Annotated in this window: 10 protein-coding genes; all 10 read left to right on the forward strand. The window is 48.9% G+C overall.

Translation table 11 applies throughout. From position 1 onward, the window contains the following. Positions 1-5 precede the first annotated feature (5 nt). On the forward strand, positions 6-1,172 hold the full coding sequence (locus HMPREF3039_RS05065) for an aminotransferase class I/II-fold pyridoxal phosphate-dependent enzyme (protein WP_067571149.1): 1,167 nt from the start codon (positions 6-8) through the stop codon (positions 1,170-1,172). Between the two features lie 18 nt (positions 1,173-1,190). Then, the gene (locus tag HMPREF3039_RS05070) at positions 1,191-1,721 is read left to right on the forward strand and encodes a hypothetical protein (protein WP_067571151.1); all 531 of its coding nucleotides are present in this window, start codon (positions 1,191-1,193) and stop codon (positions 1,719-1,721) included. Between the two features lie 184 nt (positions 1,722-1,905). Beyond that, positions 1,906-2,364, forward strand: a complete 459-nt coding sequence (locus tag HMPREF3039_RS05075) for an SUR7/PalI family protein (RefSeq protein WP_067571153.1) — start codon at positions 1,906-1,908, stop codon at positions 2,362-2,364. Positions 2,365-2,400: 36 nt separating this feature from the next. After that, positions 2,401-2,784, forward strand: a complete 384-nt coding sequence (locus HMPREF3039_RS13290) for a DUF2752 domain-containing protein (protein ID WP_082770088.1) — start codon at positions 2,401-2,403, stop codon at positions 2,782-2,784. A 311-nt stretch (positions 2,785-3,095) separates the two neighbouring features. Continuing rightward, positions 3,096-3,656, forward strand: coding sequence for a DUF4190 domain-containing protein (locus tag HMPREF3039_RS13640; RefSeq protein WP_147549648.1), 561 nt, complete (start codon positions 3,096-3,098; stop codon positions 3,654-3,656). Between the two features lie 543 nt (positions 3,657-4,199). Then, positions 4,200-4,994, forward strand: a complete 795-nt coding sequence (locus HMPREF3039_RS05095; RefSeq protein WP_147549645.1) for a hypothetical protein — start codon at positions 4,200-4,202, stop codon at positions 4,992-4,994. Positions 4,995-5,082: 88 nt separating this feature from the next. Further along, a complete protein-coding gene (locus HMPREF3039_RS05100) occupies positions 5,083-10,626 on the forward strand; it encodes an RHS repeat domain-containing protein (RefSeq protein WP_067571163.1) in 5,544 nt (1,847 codons plus the stop codon). A gap of 13 nt (positions 10,627-10,639) precedes the next feature. Then, on the forward strand, positions 10,640-11,200 hold the full coding sequence (locus tag HMPREF3039_RS13645; protein WP_147549642.1) for a hypothetical protein: 561 nt from the start codon (positions 10,640-10,642) through the stop codon (positions 11,198-11,200). Between the two features lie 233 nt (positions 11,201-11,433). After that, positions 11,434-12,120 carry a hypothetical protein gene (locus HMPREF3039_RS13650; RefSeq protein WP_147549639.1) on the forward strand — a complete coding sequence of 229 codons (687 nt, stop codon included), beginning with the start codon at positions 11,434-11,436 and terminating at the stop codon, positions 12,118-12,120. Between the two features lie 240 nt (positions 12,121-12,360). Continuing rightward, on the forward strand, positions 12,361-13,491 hold the full coding sequence (locus tag HMPREF3039_RS05110; RefSeq protein ID WP_147549636.1) for a hypothetical protein: 1,131 nt from the start codon (positions 12,361-12,363) through the stop codon (positions 13,489-13,491). Positions 13,492-13,743: the final 252 nt, after the last annotated feature.

A 13,743-nucleotide genomic window follows, 5' to 3' on the forward strand; every position in this document is an offset into this window, starting at 1 on the left:
TGAGTATGAAAAGTCCTGAACAGTTTTTATCCGAGTTGAAGTCCGCCGGGCTGCTGCGTTCCCTGCGGAATGTGGAGTGTCTGCCCGGCGGGATGGCCCGCATGGAAGACGGCCGTGAAGTGGTGAATCTGGCCAGCAACGATTATCTGGGGCTGGCGCATCATCCGGCGCTGGTGGAAGCTTTTGCCAGAGGCGCGCGCGACGGCGGGGCTGGCGCGACGGCCTCCCGCCTGGTAACGGGGACGCGCCGGGTCCATTCCGGACTGGAGGAGGCCCTGGCGGAGCTGAAGGGAACGGAGGCTGCCGTGAGTTTTTCCTCCGGTTATGCCACGTCCGTGGGGGTGATCGCCTCCATTGCGGACGGAAATGATACGGTGGTGATGGACAAGCTGTCCCACGCCAGCCTGATTGACGGAGCGCGGCTTTCCGGGGCGCGGCTGGCCACGTTCCTTCATAACGACATGGATTCCCTGCGGAGGAAGCTGGAGCATGTCCGGCGCGTCAACCCTGCCGGGGGAATTCTGGTGGTGACGGAGTCCGTGTTCAGCATGGACGGAGACAGGGCTCCCCTCCGGGATCTTGTGCGCCTGAAGGATGAGTTCGGCGCCCTGCTGCTGGTGGACGAGGCCCACGGATTCGGCGTACTGGGCGAACATGGCGCCGGGCTGGCGGAAGAACTGGGGGTTTCCTCCGGAGTGGATTTTCAGATGGGGACGCTGAGCAAGGCGGCCGGACTGAGCGGGGGATATGTGGCCTGTTCCCGGGCGTGGGCTGACGTGATGATCAATTCCGCCCGCTCCCTGATTTATTCTACGGCTCCGCCTCCCGCGCTGGCCGCCGCCGCGCTGGCTGCGGTACGGATTATCAGCGGAGAGGAGGGGAAGGCGCTGCGCCGGCATGTTTCCGCTCTGGCGGAAGCCCTTTCCGCAGCGTTGGGGACGCCGGGGAGGCCCGTTTCTTCCATTTTTCCGGTCGTGATCGGCGAGAACGAGGCGGCCCTTTCCGCAGCGCAGAGGCTACTGGAACAGGGTTTTCTGGCTCCCGCCATACGCTATCCCACCGTGCCGCGCGGAACGGCCCGGCTGCGCATCACGGTGACGGCGGCCCACCAGCCCGAACAGATAGAAGCGCTGGGGAAAAGACTGGCGGATTTGCTGGGGCGCGTGTATTAAAGTTTTTCATCACTTATTATGAATGTTTTTTCCTGCCGTTCCCTGCATTTGGTGCTGAGCCTGTTTTTTCTTCCCATGGTGGTGGTGTATGCCGTCACCGGCTTGCTTTATCTGGCCGGTACGGATGAGAATTTTACCTCCACCGTGACGGTGCATGAGCTGGACGGCACCGACCGTCCTCCGTACCAAGCCTCTCTCCGGGAGCTGGAACGGCGCGGAGCCACGCTGCCGGAAGGGAAAGTGCGCCCGTTCAAGGGGAATTACGTGCTGGGTCCGTTGACGAGTGACCATGTGCTGTTTATCAGGAAGGGGGACGCGCTCCGCGCGGAGGTGGTGTCTCCGGGCATGTATCCCAAGTTGCTGCTGGTGCACAAGGGGAAGGCCGGATGGTGGTTTGCTTTTCTGGGATGGGGCGCCGCCTTTTCCCTGCTGGCGGCTTATGTGACGGGCATCGCCCTGATGTGGAAAAGCCCCGGCAGGCGCAGATTGATGCTGTTCACCGCCGCACTGGGCGTTGGCGCCGTTGTGGCGGGTTATCTGCTGCTTTGAGCGGTGTCATGGGGGCATCCGGTCGGGAGGGCGATATGTCTGCATGGATGTTTTGCGGGTTCTTTTTCAAGTCAGGCGCGCCGGGATGCCAGAGCTTGCATCTTGACAGGAGATGGATATTCCAGTAGGACGGACACAACGATTCCAAGAAGGAATTTCAACAACCCCATATAGGAATAATACGATGATGAACGATCCCGCTTCCCCCCAAAATCCGTCTTGTTGCAGTGGTTCCCCTTCCTGCACGGCCGCCCTGGTCCTCGGCATTATTGCCCTGGTTCTTGCATTGATAGGCTTTTTCCCGTGCCTGGGCTGGGTAGCCCTGATTCCCGCCGGTCTTCTTGCCATTATCGCGTTGATCATGAGCATTGTGGCCGTGAGCAAGGGGTCTCCCAAGGGCGCGCTTGTCGTTTCCATTATTGCCATCGTGCTGACGTTGGCGGCCTGCGGAGCCCAGGTATGGATGTTCAGCTCCGCTTCCGCCTTCGCGGAAGAACACAGGATGGAAATTCAGAAGTGTGTGGATGACGGGGCCCAGGAAATGCCGAAGAGAGGGGAATCCCGCCGGATGCGGCAGGTTCCCGCCCCCGCCGCTCCCGTTGCGCCTGCCGCCGAAAGGGAAGAAACGTACGATACTCTTTAAAGGCCGGGAAGGAGGTTTTTTCCCCGGATCATTTTTATGTTACATGGCGGGGATGCCAGGCATTCCCGCCATGATTTGTTCGGCATGATCAGGAAAGTATGGCTCCCCGTGTGGGCGGGATTATCCCTTATGCTGCTGATCCCTTCCGTCATGGCTTTGCTGATTAGTCCGGGAGGGATGAATTCCATAGCCGCTGCCGTTGCCGTGCCCCATCAGGAATGTCCCCTGTGCGGCATGACCCGCGGTTATGCAGAAATGGCGAACGGCCATGTACGCGAGGCGTGGGAATGGAACAAGGGAGCCCCGTTCTGGTTTTCCATTGGCCTGCTCAACGGCGGAGCCGCCGTGATTTACGTGTTGTGGGTGTTGATGAAGAGGTACAGAGAAAAGGATATGGATTCAGGCCAGCGGGAGCGGTGAAGGGGGACATTTCAGGGATTTTCCTTGTTTGCCGGGCTGTGACGTCCTGTTCTTTCATTTAATTCCCGTCATGAAGAGAGGGAGTTCATAAGGCAGGAAAATCTGATTTCCAACATTTCTTAAATTTCAATAATTGTTTTTGTTTCCCGGTGTTGCGGTATCATCCGGCGGAGGCGTGCGGGGGACCTGATGTCCCTGGAAGCAACCATGGCGTTTTATGCGTAACGGAAAGGCACCTTGACAGTTTTTGTCCGAATTCTTTAATTTCAAGAACGTTTCCCGGATGGGAAATGCCAATGAAAAAATGAATTATGGACAAGTCAAATGATTCGGACGGAATTCGTCCTGTTCGCGAGCCTGTTTCGCCGATTGCGGCGCTGGTGCTAGGTATTATCGGATTGGTACTCGCCCTCCTCGCCTTTCTTCCGTGTCTGGGCTGGGTGGCGGTTATTCCCGGGCTGCTTTGTGCCATTTTGTCCGTGGTTTTAGGAGTCGTCGCGGTGAGGCGGAATGACAATAGAACCTACTGCATGGCCAAAGGGGCGTTGACTTGCGGTTGTATTGCCCTGGTAGTCATCATCGGTGCGGTTATTTACCAGGGGATGATTCTGGCCCCGGTCATGAAGCAGGCGGATGTGCATACGCACGAATTCCAGCGTACTGCCCTTCGTGCCGTGAATGAGGCCAAGAAGGAGATGTGCCCGGATTCCTGTGAAGCGGTGGATCGTGTCGTCTCCGTCGTGATCAAACCGGACGATTCGTCGGAAACCGTGACTGAAACATTTCTGGAGGTGGCTCCGCCTCCGGAACGGGGAGCTACCGCCGAGCTGGAAGGCCCCGGTCCGGAACATTCCAACGAGCAGGATAAGTGATTTTTCGGGAAAAGAGAAGGCGGCCCCTTTTCCCGTTTTTGAGTGCGTCCGTTCCGGATTCCCGGTATTACGGCGGATGGCGGTCGTATATGTTCCGGGGAGCAGGCGAGGTTTGTTCTGCGGCTGTGTCCCATGAGCGCGAGCGTTTTTTATGAACCATGGAGAAAGGGCTCGCCGGAGGGCTGGTGAATGAATTGAAGTGATGGAGCAGGCAATTCCTGAAATGTTTATTCTGTCCGACGGGGGATGGAGTAGTTGGAGGGAATGCTTAAGCAGGGGTGATGATTGAAAACGTAAACGGCGTTGAGATGGAGATATGGGAAGATTCCTGCTCGGTTGGGATGCGGATGGAATAGTCATGCCGCGCCGTGTTCCGGTTTTGCGGGGGGAAGAGCCTGCCGCGGAGGGCTCATGCCACTTGATGATTGTTTCAATAGTTTTGGAATCAACGGACTAGGCCCTGAGGAACAAGGTGCGTTTTCAACAGATGATGGGAGAAATGGAGCCGATGCGAGGCATCATTTCAATTGAACCATCATCCATATGAATCAGTCCATATCAGAATCTGCGCAGGGTATGCCTGCGGAACAGCCGGGAATGACGTTTTTCATTCCCTGTAAAGCGAATAATGCCCCTCTGCTGGTGGAGGCGGTCCAATGCATCCGCTGGAGCACTCCGGAAGCGGGCATTGTTGTTCTGGACGACGAGCGGGCTCCGTGCCCCCAAACCGTGAAGGAAGTACTGCGGCCCCTGTCCGTGGGATGGAAGCTTTTGAAAGAAACGCGCACGTCTTCAGACCATGCGGTCTCCATCCTTTCCCTGATGGCCCAGTCCATACGGCATCCGGAGGATGTGCTGGTGCGCACCAAGCCGGACAATCTGGTCCTGTGCGCCGATTTCCTGAGGAATTTCGGACGCTCCGGCTCCGGACTCTGCGGTACCTGCCTGCGCTCCGGTCTGCTGAGCAATGAACTGTATGCTTTGAAACCCGCGGTTTTGCAAGCCATCCTCCAGCATTTGGAACAGTCTTCCTCCACGATGAAATGTCCGGAAGGCGCTGTGGTTCTGGGGGCGTTTACCGCCTTGTTCCCGGATGGAGCGCCGCTGCTTGCCAAGGCATGGACGCGCGGCTCCGGGGGGCCCCTGTGGGGGCATTACAACTGGATGACTTTCCCGTCTGCGGAATCACTGGCGGACATGGATGTGGTTTCCATGAGCCGGCGCTACCAGGACAAGGTGGCGCGCTCTGCACGGATTTCCGTCATGAGGTGCCTGCGCCGCACGCTTGGTGTTCCCCGCACTTCCGATAATTCCGAGGCCGCCGCTGAAGAACAATAACCGTATTCTCCGGGAATGGGTTCAGGGAAAGGCCCGGCGGCGTTTTTCCCCTTTTCCCGGCGGATGTAAACATTCAACGAAAAACAAGATGAACAAAAACGATAATTACCTGCCAGTTCCGCAACAGTCCGGAGACTTTCAACATTATCCTGCTGCCATGGCCTCTGATGATGATTTTTCCCCCATGCCGTGGCCCAACACCTGGTACCCCGTCAGCCCCGTGGGGCCGGAAACGGAATATCCGTGCCCTTGCGGGGAAGGCGATTCGGGAACGGCCAGTACGGATAACAACAGTGTGGATTTTTCCATTGAATTCGGACGGTTTCCCAAATGGGCCGAATTGAGCGGAGGACGTCTGATGCTGAACCTGAATATGATGGATGCCAGCTTGTGCTGGGGCAGGGCGTTCCAGTACCAGCATGTCTCCCAGCGGCGGCTGGAAGTGGTGGAGGCTCCAAATGTCTCCGGCGGCAGTCCGGAGCCGGACGATGTTTCCCAGGCAGTGGTAAAGACGGAACGAGGTTTCCCCCGTTATTATGATTTTGCCTCGGCAAGTGTCTCCGGGGGTGCTGCCGTGCCGTACGGGAGTTCCGGGCAGTTTAACGACAGGATGCGGCGCGTCACGGTGGATGGCACGGCCTATCTGGAGGAAGTGCTGGGAGACGGGACCATCATCCGGTTCCGTCCCAATTTTCCCTTGTTGCAACATATCATCACACCGCTGGGCGTGAAAATTACCGCTGCGGAATTGGCTGCGGAACTGCAGGTGGTCTGGTCGGAAAATGACTCAAGGCCTTCTTCCGAAGTTGAATCCTTCAACGCTCTTTCCTGGTACAGCCTGAAACAGGTCTGGAATAAAACGGACGGCCTGCTGGACCTGAGCGACGTCCAGCGCATCAACTGGTATGCTCCGGAGGATGTGACAGGGCGCCGCAACGACGGTACCTACACCGTCCGCAATAACGCCGTTCCCATCAAGACATGGAAGCTTTCCTGGTCTTTCCTGGAAGAGGATACTCTGGTGGCCCGCGGCGTTGATGAAGACCATCCGGAAGTGGCCCAGAGGATGCTGCAGACGTTCCGCATTGAAGAACCTGGCGGCTTCGTCAGCGAGTGGCGTGGCGGTCTTTATCCGGACGACCTTACGCTGATCAAGGGGGAAGGGGATGATGCCATCAGCATTGTGACCCAGTGCCGTCCGGCCCCGGGAAGTGAATACGTGGTGGCCAAGGAACCCAACGGGCAGGCCATGGTAGCCGGCGGCTACTACACGGACACAAAGGAAAAATTCAAGTACGTTTACACCGGCGTGGCCGGAACGGATAATGCCGTGCTGTGCTCCGCGGAAAAAGAGGTGTACCAGCGCCGTATGTATGGGGATGTGCTTGTCTCCCGGACGGAAGGGTACGGAACACCGCTGGAAAGAACCTGGACGTATGAATACGGCAGTGACGCTTCTTCCTCCAATTATGGCAAACGTATCAGGGAAACGCACCCGGACGGCTCCGTGGTGGAGATGGAGTATGATTCCAGCGGAAATGTGACTCAGCGAACGGAACCGTGGTGTGGAGATATCCAGATGAGAACTTCCTATTCATATGCAGAGGAATTATTCAATGACAGAAGGCTGACGTTCAAAACCGTGAGTTTGGTAAACGGAACGAAGGCAGAGAAAATACATGATATCTCGTATACTTATACAAATTCCACGGGTATTTATTCTAAGATAGCCGTGCAAACTTGTGCAGGGCCATTTGCTGATCCTAATCCAACCAAAACAGAATGGTATGTAGACCATCCATCCTGCATTTATGCAAAAGGAAGACTTAAAAGGCAAGTGAACATGGATGGTTCTGAGCGGCTTTATGAATATGCCCTGTGTTCTGAATATGGCGCATCATGGAAATGTACGGAAACATTGGGAGCCGAACATGTAATAGTGTCCGGCAACTCCACAAGAACTGTTCATTACTATGCGGAAAACGGGGATGAAATTGCTACGGATCATTTGGTCCACGTATCTTCCGATTTCGTGTCTGTTGATTTTCAACAGATGACTTATGATCATTCCCACCGGGTAATTCGGACGGATTACGCCAATGGTCTGCATTCCTCGGCGGAATGGAGTTGTGCCGGTCCTCGGTGGGAAACGGATGTACGAGGCTTGCAGACTCGTTATATTTATGACGGAGCCAAACGTTTGGTATGTATAAAACGGGATTCCGCTGTCCCGGTGGAAAATTGGAACGGGATGGAAATGACATCCACCTGTCCGGACTCCATTACGGAAATGACCTATGATGGGGCAGGCAATACTCTGTCCGTAAAAAATTCTACGGGAGATAAAGCAACCGCTGTCTTTACGACTTATGATCTATTAGGACGTGTTGTATCACGTACGGATGAATTGGGAAGGATAACCTTGTATTCTTATTCTCCGGATGGCTTGACAACAACGGAAACCTTGCCTACGGGGGCTACGCTGGTTACCAGGCTTTTACCGTCAGGCCTGGTAGCTGAAGAATCCGGTACCGGACGTGAGGCGCGTTATTATGAGTATGAAGGAAGCCTTACCTCAGCAATTAGAAAGTATATTTATTTGGATTCTTCCCATCGGAGGCAAATAGGAAGTATTATATATGATGGAATGGGGCGTCTTATTATGGATGAAAAAACAGTTTCCTCAACCGACCTTTACACCAGTACAAGGCTTCTTCTTGTTCGCAATGCAAGGGGATTGATAGAAAGCGGGACTATGCAGGATGGGATCGAGTTCAGGTGCCAATATGATCAATTGGGAAATCTGAGAGGCAGAAAAAAAGGTTTTTTTGTGGATGACCCTTCTCTGTATGTGGGTCGCTATTTTAGTACGTGCTTCAGGAAGTTGCCTATGGTTCCTTCCGGAATTCCTCAGGAAACTGCGCAATTGGTTTTTAAGGAACACTGTGAGATACTTGAAAGACCGGGGATGGTAGATTGGACGGAGTGTACCTACGAACTCGTTTCTCGGAAGGAGGCTGTTTTGTCTTCCCTTGATTCACTGACACTTTATAAGGATAAATATGGTCGCTGGTCTTGGGAAAAAGTTTATAACGAAAACGGCAACATCCGTGTTTTACGCGGAAAAGATGGTTGTGAGAGTGAGGAAGAAGAGGTGATTTTAAACAACGATCTTATACGTTCAACGGATATGAATGGAGCCGTGACCAAATACAGCCGTATTTACAGTACTGTGGGAGATACGCTAACGGTTCGGGATGCGCGCGGAAAAGATGTAGTCATTGCCAGTGATATTGGAGGAAGGGAAATACATAGGAAGGACGAAGATGGGAAAATAACCACGACTGTGTATGATTTCGCAACGGGATTGCCGGAGTGTGTTACGGCGCCGGATGGAAAACAAACATGGTCCTCTTATGATCTGCGGGGCCGGTTGACTTGCCGGTACGGTACGGCTGTTTATCCCATGAAATGGGAATATGATGACAGAGACCGTATTATAGCCTTGCATACATACCGTTCCCCCAGTGCCACACTTGATACGATTCCTTCTTCCACTGCGGATGTAATGCGTTGGAATTATGATTCAATCTCGGACATATTGTTGAATCAAACGTATGCCGATGGATCCTTTACTTCCTATACTTATGATGAGTGGGGACGAGTGGTGACCCGGAGGCAGTCCCGAGGAGTAGTGTCTACATATGAGTACGATAACATAACAGGAAAGTTGAGTTCCGTTACGCATAGCGATGGAACGCCTTCCGTATTTATCACCTATGATAGAAGGGAGCGTATTTCTACTATTCAGGATGCTTCCGGTTCCCGGAGTGTGGAATATGCCGGATTTGAAGAAGTGGCGTCGGAGGTAACTTCCGGTTTAATAGAAAGCGTGCTTGACTATCAGCGTGATTCCTTGGGGCGTTTATCCGGGTATACACTTTCTCTCCATGGTACAATGGTGCAACAGGTCCTAATGGAGTATGATTCTACAGACCGTCTTTCTGCCGTGTCGTTCAATGGTTCATCCTTTATTTATGAGTATGATGAGGTCACGGGCTGGCTCAATAGTTTGACCTATCCGAACGGCTTGGTCAGGAACACGGCTTATCATGCCAATCTTCCACTACCGATCTCCATGGCCTATGTGAAAGGGGCCCCTGCCACACCTGCACTCAAGCATGCCTATACCTGGGACAATATGAGGCGTCCCTCTGTACGGGAGGATTATGTGGGTTCCACGGTCATTGCACGCCGTCATTCGTACGCCTATAACAGTCGTGGCGAATTGATAGGAGACACGATGAATGCGGACGGCTCCTTCGGTTATGCCTATGACAACATCGGCAATCGTCGGACTGCGGCGGAACAGGGGATTTCCAGCTCCTACCAGAGCAATAACCTGAACCAATATACTTTCGTGACACGTTCCGGAACGCCCTTCACGCCTGAGTATGACGCCGATGGCAACCAGACCGGCGTGAACACTTCCACGGGAACCTGGTCTGTCCAGTATAATGCGGATAATCGGCCGGTTGTCTTTACGCAGGGAAGCAAAAGAGTGGAATGCGTGTACGACTACCTTGGGCGCCGTGTGGAAAAAGTGGAATACAATGGAAATACCTTGACCAAGCGCACAAGGTTTGCCTATATGGGATATCTGATGATAGCGAGCATGGACTGTACGCAAAACACGACTAATCCTCCCTTGCTGGGAACGTGGTTCTGGGATCCGTCAGAACCGGTGGCGACGCGCGTACTGGCCATGTGTACGCACAACGCAGACAAGAGTGTAGCGGAGACGCGCTATGTGGCGCATGACCTGCTCAAAAGTGTGAGCGCCCTGTACGATGCGTCGGGAATAAGACAGGCAAGGTTTGAGTACACTCCCTACGGAGAAACCTTGACAGAGGAAGGTTCCTGGGCTTCATCAATGCCGTTCCGTTATTCCAGCGAATACCGAGACGATGAGCTGGGGCTGATCTATTACAATTACCGCCATTACAATCCGCAGGATGGAAGATGGATTTCTAGGGATCTGGTTGGAGAAGAAGGAGGGGAATGTCTATATGGATTTGTAGGAAATCAAGTATCTCTCTATTTTGATGCTTTAGGTTTGAAAGCAAGTCTCCAAAAATGTATTTTTAAAGTAGAAGCCGGGCATCTTGGAGAAATAAATCAAAGGAAAAATGATTTTGAAAATAATCGTTTACCTTCGGCCTCGACTCCTTGTGATAAATATTATCCAATAAGTTGTGGGAGAACTCCGAATGGAGGTATGTTGTGGGGTTCTGAAGAAGCAAAAAAAAGACGCTCTGTACCCACAAGAGATAAGGATGGGTATTTGAAAGAAATGTCTAAGCCAGGTGATTCAATTCTATCAGATGAATTTAAACGTAAGATTCCTCAAGCTGAAAAAGACGCTGTCAAGGAGTGTGAGAACAAGAAAACATGTTGTTCATCAATTGAAATAGTTGTTTCTTGTCGTCCTAGCAGGTCCATGAAGGGAGCAAAGGAAAAAGATAAAATTGTAAGATTAGCATGTTCATATAGAAATACTTATACATGTAAAAGAAGTAAAAAACAACCAGCAAAATGGAAAGAAAAATTATTTTTAGAAAGAATACAATAATTTTATTGATGCAATGAAATTTTTATCATATATTTTAACGTTTATATTTTGCAATATTTCTCATATTCATGCAGATCAATACAATGTGTATGAACTTGAAAGAAAATATGTAGAAAGCAATTGCTTATCAACTCTCATTACATTAAATCATGATAGAGAATATTCTGGTGAATTTAAGGAGACGGAAAGTAATGAAGATGATTTACTTTCTTCAGGTTCCATTATTTTTTATATAAAAAAATCTAACATGGTTTTGAAATATAGTTCAAAAGCAAATTTTGATAAAATTTATAACAATTATAATATTTCTGAAGACTATGATGAACCTTTTTTAGCCAATGGGGGTTTATATCTTTTTTCTAATGAGCAGAAGCAGAAATATTATGCCTGTTTTATAGAATGGGATATAAAAGTTCTACGGAGAAATAAAACTGTTTATCCCCGTGTTGCTCTGATACCACTGTCTAATATTAAGGATTCTGTTTTTATTGCAACGGATTGTGAAGTTATATTTAGTGGGCGGGCACTGGGAATACGCTCGTGGTTTCCATTCAATATTTCCTTATTAGAGTAATTGATCCGTTTTTATTTATTCATCTCGTTCAAGACTATGGTTAGAGATGCGAAAAATTTCTCTAAGATTTGCTTACTTAAGAGAGAGTATTTTTGTACGAAGAGTCACGAACTCGGCAGGTGAAGTTTGAGTATGGGCTTCATGGAGGAGTCTAACGAGGGAAGGAGCATAGGTCTCATTAATATTGTTCCTCTGTTTCAAATAATTAATTTTTTATAAATTATTGAATTAGTATGAAAAGATATTTCGTGTATATATTTATTATTTTTTCTGGCGCAATATCTGTATTATTCATTTTAATAAAATTTAAAGATATTTCTGTTCCTAGTGAACCATTTATACATTCAAGTGTATTTGAAAGAAAGGGGGGATTAACGAAATCTTATGTAGCATATGCAAGACATTCCTTGCCGGAAAGCGAAGAGCGTCGTACTGTCGTATTGCCGGATGATGCTACTACATCTGATCTTTACAATATTTTTTGTCAAATGGGTTCTAATCCCAAGTGTGTAGAATTAGATATTGTTCAAACTAATAATCCCGGAAGTATTTATTTTGTAAATTATGCAGTAGGGAATAATTTAGTTGTTTCTACAGTTGCGGATTATTTGTCTGAACCAGCCTATACGGAAAAGGAAGATTCTGCATTGAAGGTTTACAGGATACGTTGTTATGAGGACCATTATGTTTCCAAGGACGGGATGACAGATCATTCCACTATTTTGGAGGAGTTGCAGAATTTGTATGAGCGGCATATCCCTTTTTGTGTCCTCATATCCTTTGAGGATGTAATTCCGTTGAAGAAGATATGGAGTTTACTACTTGATGTTTATTGTTATTCTGATAGCCGTGTATATTTTTTATTACCGCATAATGATGGTGAAAAGGATGGAGCACTGAATAATGAAAAGATTTTTTGATTAACCACTCTATTCTTATGCATGCCTGCGAATGGCTATATTTTTTTCACTTTCGAAAGAGAATGTGTTGCAGGATTCAATTGAAGGGATTTTTTTGCAAGTTGTTTAAGGTACCAAGATCGAGATTCATTCATGGTGAGGGATAATTTTGTTTTGTAAAATTAGAAGTTCCATATGATGAAATTTACTGATCAAACATGCGAAGTTTGAGTATATGGATATTGATGGTAGCAAATAGGGATGCTGCACAACATCACCGATGCACCTATTTCCAGAAATAGTAAGGGAAGGACAACAAGGAGTGTTTTTGTTTCCAATAAGGGAGACAAGAGAAATAGTTGTAAACGGAGAAAAAAGAAAAAGCGAATGAAATCCAGTGTAATATATATACTCTTTTGTGGTATTTTTCTTTTCGGTACTTTTTTATCTCATGGAGAAGAAAAAGTATCAGGAAAGAAGGAGGAGGAGAATGTAGTAGAGCAAAACAAGGAGATCGTATTAGCAATAGCCAGGAGTCAGGCTATATTCAAATTCTTGTTGGTAGATATGCTTCCTAAAACGGAATCTCACCCCCTCTATCTGGAGGGTTCCGAATATTCTGTTTCTGGTGATGTGGGTCAATTTAATGCACGGGACAGTATTGGCATTGTGCATTGCAACCCGAAGAGTGAGAATACAACCTATATTGGGGTCAGAAAGTATAAGGCGTATTTGATCATTGTGGATTATCCCGGTGAGTACTTCAGTTACTTTGACCGGAAGCACACCAATTGGTCTGTAGGTTCTATTTTGGAAGGCCAGTTGGAAGATGTGATTGAACATTCCATTCCTCGAACTTCTGGCGGAGTTTCCTGTAACGACAAGTTGTCTGTTTATTGGTGGAAACGTGGGGTGGATGCTTCCATCCTCAAAAGCCCTGAACAATTTTCTACGCTTGTAGCAAAATATTTGTTATTTCTGAAAGAGCGTGAGTGTACTCCGTTTCAAAGAAGGGTGGAATGCGATTTATCTCCCAAGTTATATGAAACCCTGATCCGGCTATTTGAAACGTTGAGGATCCGGGAGAACAATAATCCTAAAATTCCCGATGTAGGAAGTGACGTATTTTTAGAGAATATGAAGTTATTAGAGGGTGTGTACAGGGAGATGGAATTTTATGAACTCATCAGGAATGGCAAGAGTTTTTGTTTTACATTGGGATATCGTGATTATGATGAAAATTCCCTGCCTTTTTATATAGATATGCTATGCAATTCTTTGAGTATTTATATTAAATATAGTAATAATGGTGTGATAAAGTGCACAGCGGAATGTTGTATGTTCTGTATTACTAGAGAAATAAATGAAATTTTTAAAAATCGTATTTATTAAAGTAGCTATTCCCAAAGATAAGAATTAGATATTAAAGCCGGGATTTTTTGAGAACTCCCGGCTTTTTTATGAGAGTCGTGATTCTTACGAAAAGAAATAAAAGGGGAATATGAAGAAACCTCCTTGACGAAACATACTCGAAATTCTATTTGTTATATGGAATCAGAGTCTGATGATATATGAGTGCCGTGATTGACGCCATGCCTGATATGTTATGAGGATAGAGGGGATTCATGGTACACCGGAGAGCTT

It is taken from the genome of Akkermansia sp. KLE1798 (assembly GCF_001580195.1).
GTDB classification, from domain to species: domain Bacteria; phylum Verrucomicrobiota; class Verrucomicrobiia; order Verrucomicrobiales; family Akkermansiaceae; genus Akkermansia; species Akkermansia biwaensis.

What these genes read in the sequence shown, in the direction of transcription:
- HMPREF3039_RS13290 (WP_082770088.1), top strand. Translation starts at nt 2,401, where the DNA reads ATGTTACATGGCGGGGATGCCAGGCATTCCCGCCATGATTTGTTCGGC.
- HMPREF3039_RS05095 (WP_147549645.1), top strand. Translation starts at nt 4,200, where the DNA reads ATGAATCAGTCCATATCAGAATCTGCGCAGGGTATGCCTGCGGAACAG.
- HMPREF3039_RS05075 (WP_067571153.1), top strand. Translation starts at nt 1,906, where the DNA reads ATGATGAACGATCCCGCTTCCCCCCAAAATCCGTCTTGTTGCAGTGGT.
- HMPREF3039_RS05100 (WP_067571163.1), top strand. Translation starts at nt 5,083, where the DNA reads ATGAACAAAAACGATAATTACCTGCCAGTTCCGCAACAGTCCGGAGAC.
- HMPREF3039_RS05070 (WP_067571151.1), top strand. Translation starts at nt 1,191, where the DNA reads ATGAATGTTTTTTCCTGCCGTTCCCTGCATTTGGTGCTGAGCCTGTTT.
- HMPREF3039_RS13645 (WP_147549642.1), top strand. Translation starts at nt 10,640, where the DNA reads ATGAAATTTTTATCATATATTTTAACGTTTATATTTTGCAATATTTCT.
- HMPREF3039_RS05065 (WP_067571149.1), top strand. Translation starts at nt 6, where the DNA reads ATGAAAAGTCCTGAACAGTTTTTATCCGAGTTGAAGTCCGCCGGGCTG.
- HMPREF3039_RS05110 (WP_147549636.1), top strand. Translation starts at nt 12,361, where the DNA reads ATGCTGCACAACATCACCGATGCACCTATTTCCAGAAATAGTAAGGGA.
- HMPREF3039_RS13650 (WP_147549639.1), top strand. Translation starts at nt 11,434, where the DNA reads ATGAAAAGATATTTCGTGTATATATTTATTATTTTTTCTGGCGCAATA.
- HMPREF3039_RS13640 (WP_147549648.1), top strand. Translation starts at nt 3,096, where the DNA reads ATGGACAAGTCAAATGATTCGGACGGAATTCGTCCTGTTCGCGAGCCT.